Genomic DNA, 18,281 nt, shown 5'->3' with positions numbered 1-18,281 from the left:
GTTTTTTAGTCATAAGAAACTTTTGTACCGTGCGTCCAATCCGCGTCGCTTCTTTGAAGACCACCTCGAGATTCGATCTCTTTTATAATTTCTTTGTAAATCGTTTGGCCTTCTACGTTTAAATAAGGCATGATTTGTTGCAAGGAATGGTGAAAATAAGCTAATTCATCTTGTTTCCATTCTTCTTTCGAAATCATAGATAGTTCTGTCATATCGCGTCCAACATACATGTGTACACCTCCATCATATGTAGTTTGAATGAGCCTAGGGAGATGTATGCGTAAATTAAAAAATAAAATTGCGGATATCTTTTGAAAGGGTTGGTTACATTATTGATTGTGGAGGTGAGAAAGATGAGTAAAAAACAACAAGGTTATAACAAAGCAACTTCTGGTGCTAGCATTCAAAGTACAAATGCTAGCTACGGCACAGAGTTTGCGACTGAGACAAACGTACAAGCAGTAAAACAACAAAATGCACAATCAGAAGCGAAAAAATCACAGGCTTCTAGCGCTGGTGTTCAAAGTGCAAATGCTAGCTATGGTACAGAGTTTGCAACTGACACAGATGTACAAGCAGTGAAACAACAAAATGCACAATCAGCAGCAAAAAAATCACAGGCTTCTAGCGCTGGTGTTCAAAGTGCAAATGCTAGCTATGGTACAGAGTTTGCAACTGACACAGATGTACAAGCAGTGAAACAACAAAATGCACAATCAGCAGCAAAAAAATCACAATCTTCTAGCACGAATCAATAACAAAGAAAAACACTTCTCGATTCAAGAGAAGTGTTTTCTTTGTTTGGTAATGGATTACGAAACAAAGAATTTTACTAGTAAAGGTCTAATGTTATTCAATTCGATTGCTTTAAAAATTTTATTGAGAGAGCCGACATAACTTCTAATAAGTCAACAAATGTAGTCAAAGGAGAAGGGGATAGGACATTAGAAAATATTTAGTAGCGATGTAACCTGTATGAATAGGTGATGGGAATTTATTGAAAACAGGGGGTAAATGATGAATTCATTTGATAAGTTGGTAGGAGAGCAATTGCAAACAATGGATGAGTTGTTGAAATTACAAGCACATTTAGAGAAGTACCAACAGATCGAAACAAGTGAACAAAAAAAAGACGATAAAAAAGAGTTGCATTTTATTCGTCAAGAAATACACAAAACGGAACAAGCATTGAAGCTTTTGCATGAAAAATTTGAGCAACAAACAAATGAAGTGATTCACTCTTTTGAAACTGAAAAAATAATTTCTAACTAAAGAAGTGATGTATCCGGATGCTTTAGTTGGAAAAGCCCTTTTTAAATTTATGAAGAAGGGCTTTTTGTCGCAACATGATTTGTCAAGGAAGAGTAATTCGTTAGTGTTTACGAAAGTTGGATTGTGTCGGTTTAGTTTTAAAATTTTGACAAAAAAGTTATAATAGAAAAAAAGTGAATTCGGCTCAATACGTTTTTAAAAGAAACGATACTAGTTGGGACAACTTTAGAAGAGCATTCACAGTGAAAGAAGGGAGAACGTATGGGATTTCCCAAAGAAGGAGAAAAAGTACAAATACATAGTTATAAACATAATGGCTCCATTCATAGAATGTGGGAAGAGACTACAATTTTAAAAGGAACACAAAGTCTTGTAATTGGTGCAAATGACCGGACTGTAGTAACCGAATCAGATGGCCGGACATGGATTACGCGTGAGCCTGCAATTTGTTATTTTCATTCAAATTATTGGTTTAATGTAATCGGTATGTTAAGAGAAGAGGGAGTATACTACTATTGTAATTTAAGTTCTCCATTTGCATATGATTCTGAAGCATTAAAGTATATTGATTATGATTTGGATATTAAGGTATATCCAGATATGACATATACGCTTTTAGATGAAGATGAGTACGAAAAGCATAGTCAGATGATGAATTATCCACCAGTAATTGATACGATTCTAAAGCGGAATGTGGAGTATTTAACACAGTGGATTCATCAAAGAAAAGGACCTTTTGCGCCAGATTTTGTTGATATGTGGTATGAACGGTATTTAATGTATAGGGACTAGAACAAACCTGCAGGGGAATTCCCAGCAGGTTTGTTCTAGTAAAGGGGGAAGTATATGCAGGGAATAAAAAGATATTTACAATTTGTAAAACCGTACCGGTGGCTTATTACAATTACAATTATTATCGGACTTATTAAGTTTGGTATTCCGCTTATTATGCCGTGGCTATTAAAGTATATTATTGATGATGTTATTCAAGGCAGTGGATCACTTCAGGAAAAAACATCACAATTGATAACAGCAATCGGGATTGCCTTTTTTATTTTTGGTGTACTGAGACCACCTGTTGAATATTATCGTCAATATTTTGCACAGCGTATTGGTAATACAGTACTTTACGACTTACGAAAACATATTTTTGGGCATCTGCAAAAGTTAAGTTTACGCTACTATTCAAATACAAAAACAGGTGAAATTATTTCGCGTGTGATTCATGATGTAGAGCAGACGAAGGATTTTGTTATTACAGGACTTATGAATGTCTGGCTTGATACAGCTACAATTTTTATTGCAATTGTAGTTATGTTTTCTATGAATATAAAATTAACGCTTGTTGCATTGTTAATTTTGCCGATTTATGCAGTTGCAGTGAAATATTTTTTCGGGCGTCTTCGTAAATTAACGAGAGAGCGTTCACAAGCATTGGCAACGATGCAAGGTTATTTACATGAGCGTATCCAAGGGATGCAAGTGACGCGTAGTTTTGCATTAGAAGAGTATGAAAAAGGGCAGTTTGAAAAGAAAAATAATGATTTTTTAACAAAAGCATTAACACATACAAGCTGGACAGCACGGACATTTTCTACAGTGAATACGTTAACGGATTTAGGACCGTTACTTGTTATTGCGTTTGCGGCATATGAAGTGATTCAAGGCTCTTTAACACTTGGAACGATGGTTGCTTTTGTTGGCTATATGGATAGTTTATATAGTCCATTGCGCCGCCTTGTTAACTCTTCTACAACACTCACGCAATCATTTGCATCAATGGATCGAGTGTTTGAGTTGTTAGATGAAAAGTATGATATTGTAAATACTCCAAACGCAATTTTACCAAAAAGGCTTTCGGGTGAAATTGTATTTGATCAAGTTTCTTTTCGGTATAATACTGATGAAAAAGATGTACTACATGACCTTTCTTTCTCAATTCGTTCTGGAGAAAAGATTGCCCTCGTTGGAGCGAGTGGAGGTGGAAAGTCATCCTTAGCTAGTTTAATTCCAAGATTTTATGATGTTTCTAGCGGTGCGATTTATGTAGATGGTGTGAATGTGAGAGATTATAATGTAAGAAATTTACGTAGTCATATCGGTATTGTCTTGCAAGATAATCTGTTATTTAGTGATACAATTCAATCTAATATTTTATATGGAAATCCGAAAGCACCGAAAGAGGAAGTTATTGCGGCTGCAAAAGCAGCGCAGATTCATAATTTTATTATGAATCTACCAGATGGATACGATACAGTTGTGGGAGAAAGAGGCGTAAAGCTGTCTGGTGGACAAAGACAGCGTGTAGCGATTGCACGTGTCTTCTTGAAAAATCCTTCTTTACTTATATTAGACGAAGCAACATCGGCTTTAGACTTAGAGAACGAAAGACATATTCAAGAGGCTCTTCAAACATTAGCTGCGGACCGTACAACAATAATCATTGCTCATAGATTGGCAACTATTACACATGTGGATACGATCATATATATCGAAGATGGTGAAATAAAAGAAAAGGGTTCTCATGAACAATTAATGCAAAAACGAGGATTTTATTATAATTTATATCAAATTCAACATATAGAAGAAACAGCCCCTTTGGCGTAAAGGGGCTGTTTTTTCATTCATCTTCTTTTTTTTCATCAATTTGTAGTTCGTCTTCTGGTTTGTGATACGTATAAAAACTATCTACAAGTAAATCTAAATGTTCAACTTCTTCACTGTAATTAATAATTGAAGAAATAAGAGGGAAGAGATGTAACCATATTTTATAGGATTCTTCATCATCTTTATTTTGATAGTCCATAAATATATCGATTAATTCCTGCTTACCAGTTTCTACCTCATCAAGCATCTCAACAGACTGTTGTTTTTTCGCTTTGCCAATAAATTTTAACAAAACTTGTTCATGATAGTGTGTTAATGAATCTAATTCATTTTGAATGGATTCTTGAAATGGTTCAGGCATATATCGTAATTCGTTTTCAGTGCGATGTAATGCTTTTAATGTACTTAATGCACGACTCGTTGTTGCTAACATTTGTCTAAATAAGACGAGCTTACGAATTTTTGCAAATTGTACTTTTTTCGTATAGATTCTTTCTTCTTTGTAAAGTAAGTAGTAATGATTTAATTTAATCATTTTTTCTTTCATACGATCAATATCTGTTTTTAGTGTTGTAAAATCAGAAGCTTGCCTGCTGTTCATACGAATCCATTTCACAATTTCTTCGGTGTTATCAACGATACGATGATATAGTTTTGTTTCGTATTTTGGCGGCATAAACATTAAATTTACAAGTGAAGCCGCGACAATACCGACCATAATGGTTGCAAAGCGAAGCAGAGCGAAGTCAAAGAAGTTTGCACCTTGATATTCCATAATCGCAATAACCGTCACTAAAGCAATTGATATTGTATTTTCTAAACGTAATTGTAGTGTAAGAGCAATAACTAATATACAAGTTAATCCAATAATAAAAGGATTGTGTCCAAAAGCAAATGCAAATCCGATAGCGAATACTGCACCAATTACGTTTGCTTGTATTTGTTCGAGTGCTGTCAAATACGAGCGGTATACAGATGGCTGTACAGCAAAAATTGCTGAAATCCCCGCAAATACTGGACTCGGTAATTGGAACAGAGTACAAGCAAATAAAGCTAATGTAATGGCAATACCCGTTTTTAAAATGCGAGCACCAAGTTTCATACCCTTTTTAATATCCTTTCTCTCTTGTCATAATGAATGTACAACATGATACTATACATTCATTACAATATGTTAGCAAGTGATATTTTAGTGATGTTCAAAAAGTCCGGTAAAGATAGCTGTCGCATTTCTTCGTTACGTCGCCAGTCCGGTACTCATGTAGTATAAGCTACACTCCGTATCCTCCTGGCTTTCGTGCCTCGAACTGCTCGGCTCTCTTTATCCTCCTTTTTGAACCCATATTTTAGTGATGTTCAAAAAGTCCGGTAAAGATAGCTGTCGCATTTCTTCGTTACGTCGCCAGTCCGGTACTCATGTAGTATAAGCTACACTCCGTATCCTCCTGGCTTCCGCGCCTCGAACTGCTCGGCTCTCTTTATCCTCCTTTTTTAGTGAAAAAACCTGCTGAATTTCAGCAGGTTTTCAAATTGTTATTATAGATTACTATGTGATGCTCACTTAGTCAATTTTAAGCAAATGGAAATTATTCAGTCGAAATAGATGGATCTGCTTGCTCTTTTTTCGGAATGACTTCATAAAAGTGAGACTGAATGTCCTCTAATAATGGTGTTAAGAGAGCAGCTTCTTCATATTGTTTATGCTCATTTAATACACGAACGTAGTCTAATAATAATTCTGTGATGTCTGATTCCCCGTTTTTGCTAAGTTCACGTAATGTTACATTCGCTCCTTTTGCAATTCTTCTTCGCAAAGCAGCTTCTGTTAAACCAAGTTTAGGTTGATGGCGTAAATAAACGACACCACCAGTCATACCTGCACAAATCCATGGGCCAGGATCACCAAGAACGAGTGCGCGACCGTTTGTCATATATTCAAAAGCAAAGCCTTTAATATTTGCATGAACACCGAGATTCCCGTGTTCTTTTTCTCGAAGTGGTTTTGTTATTCTTCCCCCGATGATCATATCTGCTCCAGATAAGCGGATGCCAGCACGTGCATCAGCGTTACCTTGCACATATAAAGTTCCTTTTTGTGCACCATACCCGAATCCTTTTCCGACAGAACCGTTATAGTATGTTCCATTTTTTCCTCTTGCTTTTGTGATATAAATGCCACCGCCAAATGAGGTTTTTCCGATGCCATCTTGTGCACCACCATTGACGTGAATAAATAAGTTTTCGCTATTGTAGGCACCTAATCCGTTTCCAGGAACGGAACCATTTGTGTATTTTAGTGTAATTGGTTCCAGAGTATTGTTGTCATATAATTTACTGCGGACTCGGTAGCATGATTCAAGACCACCCATTACGCGTTGCTCCACACCAACACCAACTAGCTCTTTTGATTGGAAAGAATCAGTTGTTGCATAATGTTGTTGCTGGGCTGCTCCTGTTATCATGTAGGATGTACTGTCTAATGTTTGTAATAAATTTTGTAAATCTAATAGTTCTGTGCCTCGCGTTTGTTCTAGCAAATCAGAGCGACCAACAATTTCTTGTAAGTTCGTATAACCGAGTCCACCTGTTAAACGTTTAAGTTCTGTTCCGAAAGTAGTAAATAGGTGCAATAAACCTTCTACAGCATTTTCAAATTGCCGCGGAACGAAGCGACGTAGTCCATGTTCTTTTGCCTGCGCTTCGGATTCGATTTGTGTTGCAATACCAACATGGCATGTATCTAAGTGACAGCCCCGGCACGTTGTACAACCGATTGCAATCATGGATAAAGTACCGAATCCAATACGGTTTGCACCAAGAAGCATAATTTTAAGTGCATCATTTACACTGCGGATACCACCATCTGCCCAAATCTCTACGTTGTGTCTCATATTTGCTTCTAATAGAGCGTTATGTGCAGCTTTTACTCCGATTTCAACTGGAAGGCCTACATGTTGCAGTGCATGAATACGAGCGGCACCTGTTCCACCATCAAAGCCGCTAATATTAATAAAATCAGCACCAGCTTTTGCGATTCCTACAGCGATCGTTCCGATATTAGGGACAACTGGAACTTTGACCGCGACTCTTGCAAGTTGATTGGCTGTTTTAATTTCAGTAATCATTTGTGCTAAGTCTTCAATCGAGTAAATATCATGGTTATTGGAAGGAGAAATCAAATCCGAACCAATTGTTGCATTACGAGCTTCTGCAATTTTAGAAGTTACCTTTGATCCAGGCAAATGTCCCCCTTCACCAGGTTTTGCTCCTTGACCAATTTTGATTTCAATTAAATTTGATGAATTTAACAGTTCAGCATTCACCCCAAAACGTCCTGATGCAATTTGTTGGCCGCGTGTATGTGGGTATTTACCAATCATATCTTTAATTTCTCCGCCTTCACCGTTTAAACTAATCATATTGAGACGGTCTGCTGCCTCTGCATAAGCACGGAATGCAATTTCATTTTGAGATCCAAATGACATCGAACTAATAATAAACGGCAAGTCATGATTTTTTACACCAATTGAAACATGCTCAGTCGGCACTGGTTGCTCGGCTTCTTTCATTTGGACAAGGTGACGAATTGCAATCGGATTCTTATCTTCTACCTCAGCTAATTTCTCCCGATAATTATCGTAAGCATTCCCTTTTGCCACATCACCAATTGCTTTCCAAATGCGAGGGAATATATGAAACGTTTTTCGCATTCTAACTTTTGGGTTGTTATAATCAAGTGCCCGGATTTTAGCGTCTTCTGCTAAAGATTCAAGTGAAAATGCTACAGTACGTGATCCTAAAAAGTTTGTAATTTGTAGTATGTTTGCAATTTCTTCGTGTAAACCAATTGAAGAGAAGAGACGGCCGTAACCACGCAGTTCATGGATACCGATAGTTGAAATGACTTTTTCAAGACCTTTGTTTAGCGCCTTATATAAATTAGAAATTGGTATCGTTGTCCCATCATTTACGGTTGCGAACATTAAATATGGATTAATAACATCTGCACCTAGTCCGTACAGTGTAACAATATCGTGTAAAGAACGGAGAGCGCCGGATCTTATAACAATGGAGCATTTTCGGCGTAATTTGTGCTCAGTTAGTTCTTGATGTACTTTAGCTGTAATCAAATGTGGATCGATCCACAAGTGTTCATTTTGATGAGCTTTTGCATCATCAAGTAATAAGAGAGAAGCACCTTTTTTAATAGCTGCTGTAGCTTCGGCACTAATTCGATTTAATGCATCTTGTAAAGTTTCTGATGCTGGAAAGGTAACAGATAACTTGTAAACTGTGCTATGAATTGCAAATAGATTTACAAGTTGTTCATATGAAATGGTTTCTAAATCTTCTGAAATTGATTGTGCTAAATTACCTTCTAGTATAATCGGTGACAAAAGTTCGGTAACAAAAGTTTGCTGCTCACCACTAAACAAGCTAGGACGTTCTCCTAGTACTGTGCGTGTAGAGAAGTGTTCAATTTCTCGGTCGCGATCGATTGCTGGGTTTGTAACAACAGCAACACTTTCTTTTATAAAATCGGCAATGTTTCGTCTGTCTGTATCAAGTGCAGCGAGAGGGGCGTCATGGCCGAGTGAACGAATTGGTTCAACACCTTTTGTTGCCATTTGTTCAAGAAGTTGGATATGCTCGCGATCCCAGCCGAAAGCTACATATTGTTCTGTTTCAACTTGAGAGAGGTTAGATAGCCCTTCGACCTTTTCCATAGCTGGAATAGATAAGTTGAAATGATAATCTGAAAAATTAATACGTTGTTTCATGCGTTTATATACTTCTTCTTGGTATGTTTCATATTCGTAGAGAACGAGGGCACCTTGTTTATTCCACTTCAAACCTACTTTTTCTCCGGGAGCAAGTGACTTTGGTTCTGCTACATATTCAGATGGTGATACGACACCTGGTTCAGAAGAAAAGATATAGGAACTTTCTGTTTCTACTTTCCAAACTGGTCGCAAACCAAGTGAATCTACACTAAAAACAGCTTCATCTTTATAACGTGAAATAATGCCGGCCGGCCCTTGGGCGAAATGTCCCCATGCTTCACGAATATACGTATATAAATCTTGCATATGTGGCTCGTATAATTTAATCTCATTAATAATTGGTGGAAATAATATATCCATTGCTTCAAATAGACTGTAGTTGTAGTGAACGAGAAGTGTTTCTAAGGTGCGGTTTAAATCTTGAGAATCACTGCCTCCAGCAGTAAGTGGTACATCAATCATTTCGGCTTGATCACGTAACTTGGAAATTGTATTAATTTCACCATTATGTCCAAGGATGCTAAATGGTTGCACGCGAAAAAAATTAGATAATGTATTTGTAGAATAGCGATTATGTCCAAGTGTCATTGTTGATGCAATAAGTGAATGCCGTAAATCATCATAGTAGGCAACAAGTGTATCGCCAGCGCCAAGAACTTTGTATACAACATGGTCGTGGCTTAATGAAGCAACATGAATTGCTGTATTTTCTTCAATTTCAATTGTTAAAGAGAATAGTACTTGATCGATGGCTTCATTTTTTGTTTCTGAAAGAATGGCAATTTGCCAAAATAAAGGTTCTTCTTGTTTGCCAAGAGGACCAAGTGCATCAGAATTTATAACATCATCACTTTCGAAGAGAACGGTGAAATTTTTATTGTTTAATTTATTACGAATACTGTTCTTTAAAAGAGTAGGATTTTCTTTTTTGTTTAGAAAAAAATGTCCAACGATAAAGTGGGGATGGTCCACAATCGCTGGATTATATCCACTATTTTTAAATTTTTCTTTCCAAAGGGCTTTCGGTAAGTCGATATGAACACCAATACCATCGCCTTCTCCATTAATAAAGCCAGCACGGTGATTCATTTTTACCAGTGATTGTATACAAAGATCGATGTTTTCTTTTGTTGGAACATTTTGTTTTTCCATAACGGAAACGATTCCACACGCATCGTGTTCTGCATTTGCGTAATTTCGAAATAAAGACGGTGTCCATTTATTTGTATTGTTAGGCATCCGTCAATCCCCCCTCTATTATAAAGTTAAGAATAATCTAATTATTCGAGGCGTATATTGCCTTATAAACAACAGAATAATTAATATGAATCCCAATATAAAACAGATAATTATGAATAATTATACTATTGATGTGTAATTTATGAAATAGAAAAAAGAAAAAAATAGAGGGTGGCCTCTATTTTTTTCTTTTGAGTATGTATTTTCTTATGCGTTCGCTAAAGCAGCAAATGCTCTACCGACAGCTTCGATTGTATATTCGATATCTTCTTTTGTATGTTCTGTTGTTAAGAACCATGCTTCATACTTAGATGGAGCTAAGTTAATTCCTTCGTTGAGCATAAGCTTGAAGAACTTACCGAACATTTCTCCATCTGTATTTTGAGCAGCGTCATAATCTTCAATTGTATCTGTAGTGAAGTATACAGTTAACGCACCTTTTAGACGGTTTACTGTAATATCGATGCTATGTTTTGCAGCTTGTTCCAAAATTCCTTTTTCAAGCATTGCTCCAAGTTCATCTAATTTTTCGTATACACCTTTTTGTTGCAGTACTTCTAAGCAAGCAATACCAGCTGCCATAGATGCTGGGTTTCCAGCCATTGTACCAGCTTGGTAAGCAGGGCCGAGCGGTGCAACTTGTTCCATAATTTCTTTTTTACCACCATATGCACCGATTGGAAGACCTCCGCCAATTATTTTACCAAGTGCTGTTAAATCTGGTGTTACACCAAGTAAGTCTTGAGCACCGCCGTACATAAAGCGGAAAGCTGTGATTACTTCATCATAAATAACTAGTGCGCCAACTTCGTGAACAAGCTCATTTACTTTTTCTAGGAAGCCAGGTTTAGGTTCGACAATTCCGAAGTTCCCAACGATTGGTTCTACAAGAATAGCTGCTACCTCATGTCCCCATTTATCGAGTGCTTCTTTTAATGTCTCTACGTTATTAAATGGAACGGTAATAACTTCTTGAGCGATACTTTGGGGTACACCGGCTGAATCAGGAGTACCAAGAGTAGAAGGACCTGAACCAGCTGCTACAAGAACTAAGTCTGAATGACCGTGGTAGCAACCAGCAAACTTCATAATTTTTGTACGACCTGTATAAGCGCGAGCCACACGAATTGTTGTCATAACAGATTCCGTACCAGAGTTTACGAAACGAACTTTATCTAAAGCAGGCATTGCTTCTTTTAACATTTTTGCAAATTTTACTTCTAGTGCTGTTGGTGTTCCGTATAAAACACCATTTTCAGCTGCTGTTTTAATTGCTTCTGTTACGTGAGGATGAGCGTGTCCTGTAATGATTGGACCGTATGCTGCTAAATAATCGATATATTTGTTACCATCTACATCCCAAAAATAAGCACCTTTTCCGCGTTCCATTGCAACAGGTGAACCGCCACCAACTGCTTTGAAAGAACGAGAAGGACTGTTAACACCACCAACGATATGTTCTAACGCTTCCTTATGTAATGCTTCTGATTTTGTGAAATTCACTACAATTCATCTCCTTACAAAAATCTATGTATTATTCTAACATGTTTTTCAAAAAGACGTATTGTTTGTGATAGGAAGGGCAGTTGGGTAAACTATTCGTTGTGGTATCGAGGAAGGGGGCCCGATTATGAAATCGGTAATTGAAGTACAAGGATTACGTAAAGAATTTACAGCATATTCAAGCCGCTCTGGTTTAAAAGGTGCGTTTCGCGATTTATTAAATCGTAATTATAAAATAGTGCCAGCAGTGAATGATGTTTCGTTTACTATAAATCAAGGTGAAATGGTTGGTTATATTGGTGAGAATGGTGCGGGTAAATCAACGACAATTAAAATGTTAACCGGAATTTTAACACCGACGTCTGGTCAAATTACAGTAAATGGCATGAATCCACATAAACAGCGAGAAGAGTTTGTGAAAACAATTGGTGTTGTATTTGGTCAGCGTTCACAGCTTTGGTGGGATATTGCGGTACAAGAATCATTTCGTTTATTAAAAAAAGTGTATGGTGTATCTGATAGGCAGTATAAGGAACATATGGAGCATGTCATTGAAACACTAGATATTGGACCATTGCTAGATAAACCGGTGCGTAAATTGTCGCTTGGTCAACGAATGCGTTGTGAATTAGCAGCAGCGTTAATTCATAATCCACCGCTTTTATTTTTAGATGAACCAACGATTGGGCTAGACGTTCTCGTAAAATTAAAAATCCGTGAGTTTTTAAAGGAAATGAATGAACGTTATAAAACAACAATTTTATTAACAACACATGATATTACTGATATTGAAGCGTTATGTGAACGCGTCATTATGCTGGATGAAGGAAGCATTATGTATGATGGATCATTAGAAAAGCTTCGTTCGCAGTGGGGAGCAGAAAAAGAAATACATTTTCAATTTACAGCACCAGTTTCATATCAACAACTATTAATGCTAATGCCGGATAATCATGTAGTTTGGTCACAAGGGAAAGAAGAATATACATGGATTGCGAAAATACCCAATGAAGAAGTTATAATTTCTATGCTTATTTCCAAAGTAGTCCAAGCTTTTCAAATTAAAGATTTAAAAATTAATGAAGTGTCGACAGAAGAAATTATCCGTAATATTTATGAAGAGGGTATGATTCATGGGTAAGTATATTGAAATGATTCGTGTTCGTTTTTTAATGATGCTTGCTTATCGGACAAATTACTATAGTGGAATTTTAATTTATACGATTAACATCGGAGCGTATTATTTTTTATGGCAAGCTATTTACAGTGGGAAAGAGAATATCGAAGGTTTATCGATTTCTCAAATGACAACCTACATTGCCATCGCGTGGATGGCTCGCGCTTTTTATTTTAATAATATTGACAGAGAAATTGCGATGGAAATTCAAGAGGGACGTGTAGCTGTTGAATTAATTCGTCCATATAACTACTTAGGAATGAAAGTTATGCAAGGTCTTGGAGAGGGGATCTTCCGTTTTGCATTCTTTTCTATTCCCGGTATGATCATTGTTACACTTTTATTCTCATTGCAAATTACAACCAATTTTCAAACGTGGTTATATTTTTTTCTGTCGTTAGTTTTCAGTTTTATTATTAATACGCAAATTAATTTAATGACAGGCATGCTTACTTTTTTCTTATTTAATAATAGTGGAATTATGTATGCAAAACGTGTGGTTATTGATTTATTTTCAGGTTTATTACTACCCATTAGCTTTTATCCTCTATGGGCACAAAAAGCAATGGTGTTTTTGCCATTTCAAGCAATCAGTTATATTCCGAGTATGATTTTCTCTGAAGGAATACAAGGAAGTAAGTTGTATCAGGCTTTATTATTTCAAATGATTTGGGCAGTCGTACTTATTGTTCCAATTGTGCTGATGTGGAAAACGGCGAGAAAACGCCTAATTGTACAAGGGGGATGATGAGATGCTGTATATAAAACTGTTTTTGCAATATGCAAGCCAATATATAAAAACTAAACTAGAGTATCGCGGCGATTTTATCGTTGGATTAGTATCTGATTTACTACTCCAAGCTGTTAACTTAATTTTTATTCTTGTTGTTTTCGGACATACACAAGCATTAAAGGGATGGAGTCGAGAAGAAGTGATTTTTATTTATGGCTTTTTCTTAGTACCATTTGCTATCTTTTCTGCTTTCTTTAATATATGGGATTTTAATGATCGATACATTATTAAGGGAGAAATGGATCGTGTTTTAACAAGACCGATTCATAGTTTATTCCAAATTATATTAGAGCGAATGGAACTGGAGTCTTTGATTGGTGCAGTTACTGGGATTATTGTAATGGGATATGCGTCAGTGCAGCTTCAATTATCCTTTTATTGGTACGATTTCTTTCTTTTCTTGGTCATGGTAGCTGGAGGTGCCCTTGTATATGGCGGGATATTTGTGACGCTTGCAAGTATCGGCTTTTGGTCAGATGCGAAAAGCTCTATTATGCCATTGATGTATAACATTGGGAATTATGGGCGATATCCTGTAAATATTTATAACCGTGTGATCCGGTTTGTTTTAACGTTTGTCTTACCATTTGCATTTGTTGGTGTATATCCAGCGGCGTATTTTCTTAGAAAGACAGAATGGAACAGTTATGCGTTTGCGACACCGTTTGTTGGTGTAATTTGTTTTACAATTGCAATCACGTTTTGGAATTTTGGAGTGAAGAAATACCGCGGTGCGGGAAACTAACGACGGATATACAAGTTTCATCTACTGTGGGATAAATTATTCTTTGTCCTCATACATATAGGATGAGGTGGAGGACATGTTATGGGGACTTATTTTATTAATTTCAGCCATTGCTGTGTTAAGGAGTATTCAAATATTATGGAGCTCATACTCAGATTCGAAGCGTTTCTTTTCCTTGTATAACCTAACTTCATTATTTCTAATTTACACAACGGTGCTTATCGCATTTGGATTAAGTTATGTTGTATTAGAGGAAAGTGGATTTGCCGTCTTAAGAGAAGACGGAGAAAGTTTAACTGTCCATTCTTTCCAACTGGTAGAAGTATGCTTATATTTTAGTGCGGTTACTTTATTATCTGTTGGATATGGTGATGTAACTCCTGTTGGAATCGGACGCTGGATTGCAATTATTGAAGCGTTGATTGGATATACACTGCCGTTTGCATTCGTAGTTCGAACAGTGATAGACAATGAAAAATGAGATAACATTTGTTATAGTAGAAGGAAAAGACAAGGAGTGATAAAGATGGTCGCAGTAGGAGAGATGGCACCGGATTTTACACTAGAAGGAAGTAACGGAAAGCAGGTTAAGCTATCGGACTTTCACGGGAAAAATGTAGCACTATATTTTTATCCGAAAGATATGACACCAGGTTGTACAACAGAAGCGTGTGATTTCCGAGATGCATACGGATTATTTCAAGAAAAAGATACGGTTATACTTGGTATAAGTCCAGATCCAGTGAATAGACATTTGAAATTTATTGAAAAGCATGATTTGCCATTCTTACTTTTAGTAGATGAAGATCATAAAGTGGCGGAACTATATGATGTATGGAAGCTGAAAAAGAATTTCGGAAAAGAATACATGGGAATTGAAAGATCTACGTTTCTTATTAATAAAGATGGTGAACTAGTAAAAGAATGGCGTAAAGTAAAAGTAAAAGGGCATATCGAAGACATCCTTTCTTATTTAGATTAAGGTTCTGCATAAGCAAGAACTGAAGGGGAATTTATTATGATGTAATTAATATGAGGCATATGTCTATACACTTGTGCTGATGTTTCATACATTAAAAGGGTAGGGCATACCTCCTCAGATGATAGTATTCCAAGTGCGATTATTTCGCACTTTTTTCTATGTAAATGTATAAAGGAGGGACAAATATACATAAGAATAAGGTTAGATGAAAAATAAACTTCACAGTTATAGTAGAAATATTGACGATTGACAAGAAAAGGAGTACACTCTTTATAAGAATTATAAAATAATAATCCGTATAGAATCGGGGTGCATGACGGTGGTCGAAGAAGAATTAAAAGAAGCGCTAGAAATGCTGAAAAATACGGGTGTACGCATTACTCCACAGCGTCATGCTATTTTAGAGTACCTTGTGGAATCTATGACGCACCCAACAGCGGACGAAATTTATAAAGCGTTAGAAGGTAAGTTTCCAAATATGAGCGTTGCAACGGTTTATAATAACTTACGTGTATTTAAAGAAGTTGGGCTTGTTAAGGAATTAACTTATGGAGACGCTTCAAGTAGATTTGATTATGTTACAAGTCAGCATTACCATGTAATTTGTGAAAAATGTGGTAAGATTGTTGATTTTCCTTATGGAGGTTTGGAAAAACTTGAAGATGAAGCTGCGAAAACAACCGGCTTTGTTATTAATAGTCATCGTTTAGAAATTTATGGCGTATGTCCAGAATGTCATAAGGCGTAATATATAACAAAGAAAGAGGTCGACGTAACCGTCGACCTCTTTCTTTGTTATATAAACTCCATTTTATGCTTTATAGCTCTTTTTATTATACCTCTCATCAAACTCTTTTCCTTCTAAATTACGATCAAGCGTTAAGGGTTGATTGCAATGCATACATGCGTCTACTCGGCCGAGCATTTTGGTAGGTTTGTTACAACTTGGGCAAATGATTTGTACGGTTTTTGTAGATAACATGCCAATCCAAAAGTAAACGACGGTGCTAGCGATAACTGCTAAAAAGCCAACCATCATAAAAATGGTCATAATAATAATATTTTCGCGAAAAAACACGCCTAAGTATGCAATGAAGAGTCCGATAAATACTAAACTTAATGCAAAGGTTCGAATTTTATTGATTTTGTTCGAATATTTAATCCCCATTCCCATCACGCTCCTATAGGAATAATATAACATAAAATTTCGAATTTTTGATTTAAAAGAAGTGGGGTTTGTTAAAATGATGAAAGAAAGAAATAAACGGGATGTGAAATTTTTTTATAAAAAGTATTGACCATGTATAAACTGCATGATATATTAATAACCGTCGCTGATGCGAAACGGCAGAAAGCGAAAAAAGAAATTGAAAAACTTAGTTGACATCGAAAAATGAAGATGTTAACATAAGGAAGTCGCCATTGAGCGGCAAACGAGTTCTTTGAAAACTGAACGAAACAAACAACGTGAAACGTCAATTTTTATTTTAGATGCTAGACAAACTAACTTTATTGGAGAGTTTGATCCTGGCTCAGGATGAACGCTGGCGGCGTGCCTAATACATGCAAGTCGAGCGAATGGATTAAGAGCTTGCTCTTATGAAGTTAGCGGCGGACGGGTGAGTAACACGTGGGTAACCTGCCCATAAGACTGGGATAACTCCGGGAAACCGGGGCTAATACCGGATAACATTTTGCACCGCATGGTGCGAAATTCAAAGGCGGCTTCGGCTGTCACTTATGGATGGACCCGCGTCGCATTAGCTAGTTGGTGAGGTAACGGCTCACCAAGGCAACGATGCGTAGCCGACCTGAGAGGGTGATCGGCCACACTGGGACTGAGACACGGCCCAGACTCCTACGGGAGGCAGCAGTAGGGAATCTTCCGCAATGGACGAAAGTCTGACGGAGCAACGCCGCGTGAGTGATGAAGGCTTTCGGGTCGTAAAACTCTGTTGTTAGGGAAGAACAAGTGCTAGTTGAATAAGCTGGCACCTTGACGGTACCTAACCAGAAAGCCACGGCTAACTACGTGCCAGCAGCCGCGGTAATACGTAGGTGGCAAGCGTTATCCGGAATTATTGGGCGTAAAGCGCGCGCAGGTGGTTTCTTAAGTCTGATGTGAAAGCCCACGGCTCAACCGTGGAGGGTCATTGGAAACTGGGAGACTTGAGTGCAGAAGAGGAAAGTGGAATTCCATGTGTAGCGGTGAAATGCGTAGAGATATGGAGGAACACCAGTGGCGAAGGCGACTTTCTGGTCTGTAACTGACACTGAGGCGCGAAAGCGTGGGGAGCAAACAGGATTAGATACCCTGGTAGTCCACGCCGTAAACGATGAGTGCTAAGTGTTAGAGGGTTTCCGCCCTTTAGTGCTGAAGTTAACGCATTAAGCACTCCGCCTGGGGAGTACGGCCGCAAGGCTGAAACTCAAAGGAATTGACGGGGGCCCGCACAAGCGGTGGAGCATGTGGTTTAATTCGAAGCAACGCGAAGAACCTTACCAGGTCTTGACATCCTCTGACAACCCTAGAGATAGGGCTTCCCCTTCGGGGGCAGAGTGACAGGTGGTGCATGGTTGTCGTCAGCTCGTGTCGTGAGATGTTGGGTTAAGTCCCGCAACGAGCGCAACCCTTGATCTTAGTTGCCATCATTAAGTTGGGCACTCTAAGGTGACTGCCGGTGACAAACCGGAGGAAGGTGGGGATGACGTCAAATCATCATGCCCCTTATGACCTGGGCTACACACGTGCTACAATGGACGGTACAAAGAGCTGCAAGACCGCGAGGTGGAGCTAATCTCATAAAACCGTTCTCAGTTCGGATTGTAGGCTGCAACTCGCCTACATGAAGCTGGAATCGCTAGTAATCGCGGATCAGCATGCCGCGGTGAATACGTTCCCGGGCCTTGTACACACCGCCCGTCACACCACGAGAGTTTGTAACACCCGAAGTCGGTGGGGTAACCTTTTTGGAGCCAGCCGCCTAAGGTGGGACAGATGATTGGGGTGAAGTCGTAACAAGGTAGCCGTATCGGAAGGTGCGGCTGGATCACCTCCTTTCTATGGAGAATTGATGAACGCTGTTCATCAATATAAGTTTCCGTGTTTCGTTTTGTTCAGTTTTGAGAGAACTATCTCTCAGAAATAAATGTATGTTCTTTGAAAACTAGATAACAGT

15 protein-coding genes and 1 rRNA gene are annotated in these 18,281 nt (G+C 37.8%); 11 read left to right on the top strand and 5 right to left on the bottom strand.

The annotated features are described in order from the left end of the window. Window positions 1–5: 5 nt before the first annotated feature. Complete coding sequence (locus MHH45_RS13935) at window positions 6–230, bottom strand: hypothetical protein (protein WP_016112987.1); 225 nt, start codon at window positions 228–230, stop codon at window positions 6–8. A 123-nt stretch (window positions 231–353) separates the two neighbouring features. Here MHH45_RS13935 and MHH45_RS13930 point away from each other — a divergent pair, with 123 nt between their 5' ends. The 4 genes from MHH45_RS13930 to MHH45_RS13915 all read left to right on the top strand — a co-directional run bounded on the left by MHH45_RS13930 (window position 354) and on the right by MHH45_RS13915 (window position 3,879). After that, on the top strand, window positions 354–758 hold the full coding sequence (locus MHH45_RS13930) for a gamma-type small acid-soluble spore protein (RefSeq protein ID WP_255851469.1): 405 nt from the start codon (window positions 354–356) through the stop codon (window positions 756–758). Between the two features lie 259 nt (window positions 759–1,017). Next, on the top strand, window positions 1,018–1,272 hold the full coding sequence (locus tag MHH45_RS13925) for a YgaB family protein (RefSeq protein WP_016112989.1): 255 nt from the start codon (window positions 1,018–1,020) through the stop codon (window positions 1,270–1,272). 261 nt (window positions 1,273–1,533) lie between these two features. Then, window positions 1,534–2,064 carry a nucleoside tri-diphosphate phosphatase gene (gene ntdP / locus MHH45_RS13920; RefSeq protein ID WP_016112990.1) on the top strand — a complete coding sequence of 177 codons (531 nt, stop codon included), beginning with the start codon at window positions 1,534–1,536 and terminating at the stop codon, window positions 2,062–2,064. Between the two features lie 54 nt (window positions 2,065–2,118). Then, complete coding sequence (locus MHH45_RS13915) at window positions 2,119–3,879, top strand: ABC transporter ATP-binding protein (RefSeq protein WP_016132532.1); 1,761 nt, start codon at window positions 2,119–2,121, stop codon at window positions 3,877–3,879. 13 nt (window positions 3,880–3,892) lie between these two features. Here the strand turns inward: MHH45_RS13915 and MHH45_RS13910 are convergent, their stop codons facing one another. The 3 genes from MHH45_RS13910 to hemL form a co-directional block, all read right to left on the bottom strand. Beyond that, entirely contained in the window at window positions 3,893–4,981 is a 1,089-nt protein-coding gene (locus MHH45_RS13910) for an aromatic acid exporter family protein (protein ID WP_016112992.1), read from the bottom strand. Window positions 4,982–5,465: 484 nt separating this feature from the next. Next, entirely contained in the window at window positions 5,466–9,902 is a 4,437-nt protein-coding gene (locus tag MHH45_RS13905) for a glutamate synthase-related protein (protein WP_016132534.1), read from the bottom strand. 207 nt (window positions 9,903–10,109) lie between these two features. Continuing rightward, window positions 10,110–11,405 (bottom strand): glutamate-1-semialdehyde-2,1-aminomutase, encoded by a 1,296-nt coding sequence (gene hemL, locus MHH45_RS13900; RefSeq protein WP_016112994.1) that lies wholly within the window; start codon window positions 11,403–11,405, stop codon window positions 10,110–10,112. Window positions 11,406–11,532: 127 nt separating this feature from the next. Here hemL and MHH45_RS13895 point away from each other — a divergent pair, with 127 nt between their 5' ends. The 6 genes from MHH45_RS13895 to perR all read left to right on the top strand — a co-directional run bounded on the left by MHH45_RS13895 (window position 11,533) and on the right by perR (window position 15,850). Next, a complete protein-coding gene (locus MHH45_RS13895) occupies window positions 11,533–12,546 on the top strand; it encodes an ABC transporter ATP-binding protein (protein WP_016112995.1) in 1,014 nt (337 codons plus the stop codon). After that, window positions 12,539–13,330 carry an ABC transporter permease gene (locus MHH45_RS13890; RefSeq protein ID WP_016112996.1) on the top strand — a complete coding sequence of 264 codons (792 nt, stop codon included), beginning with the start codon at window positions 12,539–12,541 and terminating at the stop codon, window positions 13,328–13,330. Before MHH45_RS13895 ends, MHH45_RS13890 begins: the two co-directional genes overlap by 8 nt. 4 nt (window positions 13,331–13,334) lie before the next feature. Further along, a complete protein-coding gene (locus MHH45_RS13885; protein ID WP_016112997.1) occupies window positions 13,335–14,120 on the top strand; it encodes an ABC transporter permease in 786 nt (261 codons plus the stop codon). A gap of 76 nt (window positions 14,121–14,196) precedes the next feature. Continuing rightward, on the top strand, window positions 14,197–14,601 hold the full coding sequence (locus tag MHH45_RS13880; protein WP_016112998.1) for a potassium channel family protein: 405 nt from the start codon (window positions 14,197–14,199) through the stop codon (window positions 14,599–14,601). Window positions 14,602–14,646: 45 nt separating this feature from the next. After that, the gene (gene bcp / locus MHH45_RS13875) at window positions 14,647–15,102 is read left to right on the top strand and encodes a thioredoxin-dependent thiol peroxidase (protein WP_016112999.1); all 456 of its coding nucleotides are present in this window, start codon (window positions 14,647–14,649) and stop codon (window positions 15,100–15,102) included. 319 nt (window positions 15,103–15,421) lie between these two features. Then, on the top strand, window positions 15,422–15,850 hold the full coding sequence (gene perR / locus MHH45_RS13870; RefSeq protein WP_170927936.1) for a peroxide-responsive transcriptional repressor PerR: 429 nt from the start codon (window positions 15,422–15,424) through the stop codon (window positions 15,848–15,850). A gap of 63 nt (window positions 15,851–15,913) precedes the next feature. Here perR and MHH45_RS13865 read toward each other — a convergent pair whose 3' ends face one another. After that, window positions 15,914–16,270, bottom strand: a complete 357-nt coding sequence (locus MHH45_RS13865; protein WP_016113001.1) for a YgzB family protein — start codon at window positions 16,268–16,270, stop codon at window positions 15,914–15,916. Window positions 16,271–16,611: 341 nt separating this feature from the next. Here MHH45_RS13865 and MHH45_RS13860 point away from each other — a divergent pair. Continuing rightward, a 16S ribosomal RNA gene (locus MHH45_RS13860) occupies window positions 16,612–18,163 on the top strand. Window positions 18,164–18,281 lie beyond the last annotated feature (118 nt).

This window comes from Bacillus sp. FSL K6-0042 (genome assembly GCF_038006685.1).
Taxonomy (GTDB): domain Bacteria; phylum Bacillota; class Bacilli; order Bacillales; family Bacillaceae_G; genus Bacillus_A; species Bacillus_A pseudomycoides.
Note: the sequence above shows the minus strand (reverse complement) of the source record. Positions and strands in the feature narration are given on the sequence as shown.

Bases quoted from the DNA above. Each gene is read 5' to 3' on its own strand.
- MHH45_RS13935 (WP_016112987.1), bottom strand. From the start codon at position 230: ATGTATGTTGGACGCGATATGACAGAACTATCTATGATTTCGAAAGAA.
- MHH45_RS13930 (WP_255851469.1), top strand. From the start codon at position 354: ATGAGTAAAAAACAACAAGGTTATAACAAAGCAACTTCTGGTGCTAGC.
- MHH45_RS13925 (WP_016112989.1), top strand. From the start codon at position 1,018: ATGAATTCATTTGATAAGTTGGTAGGAGAGCAATTGCAAACAATGGAT.
- ntdP (WP_016112990.1), top strand. From the start codon at position 1,534: ATGGGATTTCCCAAAGAAGGAGAAAAAGTACAAATACATAGTTATAAA.
- MHH45_RS13915 (WP_016132532.1), top strand. From the start codon at position 2,119: ATGCAGGGAATAAAAAGATATTTACAATTTGTAAAACCGTACCGGTGG.
- MHH45_RS13910 (WP_016112992.1), bottom strand. From the start codon at position 4,981: ATGAAACTTGGTGCTCGCATTTTAAAAACGGGTATTGCCATTACATTA.
- MHH45_RS13905 (WP_016132534.1), bottom strand. From the start codon at position 9,902: ATGCCTAACAATACAAATAAATGGACACCGTCTTTATTTCGAAATTAC.
- MHH45_RS13895 (WP_016112995.1), top strand. From the start codon at position 11,533: ATGAAATCGGTAATTGAAGTACAAGGATTACGTAAAGAATTTACAGCA.
- MHH45_RS13890 (WP_016112996.1), top strand. From the start codon at position 12,539: ATGGGTAAGTATATTGAAATGATTCGTGTTCGTTTTTTAATGATGCTT.
- MHH45_RS13885 (WP_016112997.1), top strand. From the start codon at position 13,335: ATGCTGTATATAAAACTGTTTTTGCAATATGCAAGCCAATATATAAAA.
- MHH45_RS13880 (WP_016112998.1), top strand. From the start codon at position 14,197: ATGTTATGGGGACTTATTTTATTAATTTCAGCCATTGCTGTGTTAAGG.
- bcp (WP_016112999.1), top strand. From the start codon at position 14,647: ATGGTCGCAGTAGGAGAGATGGCACCGGATTTTACACTAGAAGGAAGT.
- MHH45_RS13865 (WP_016113001.1), bottom strand. From the start codon at position 16,270: ATGGGGATTAAATATTCGAACAAAATCAATAAAATTCGAACCTTTGCA.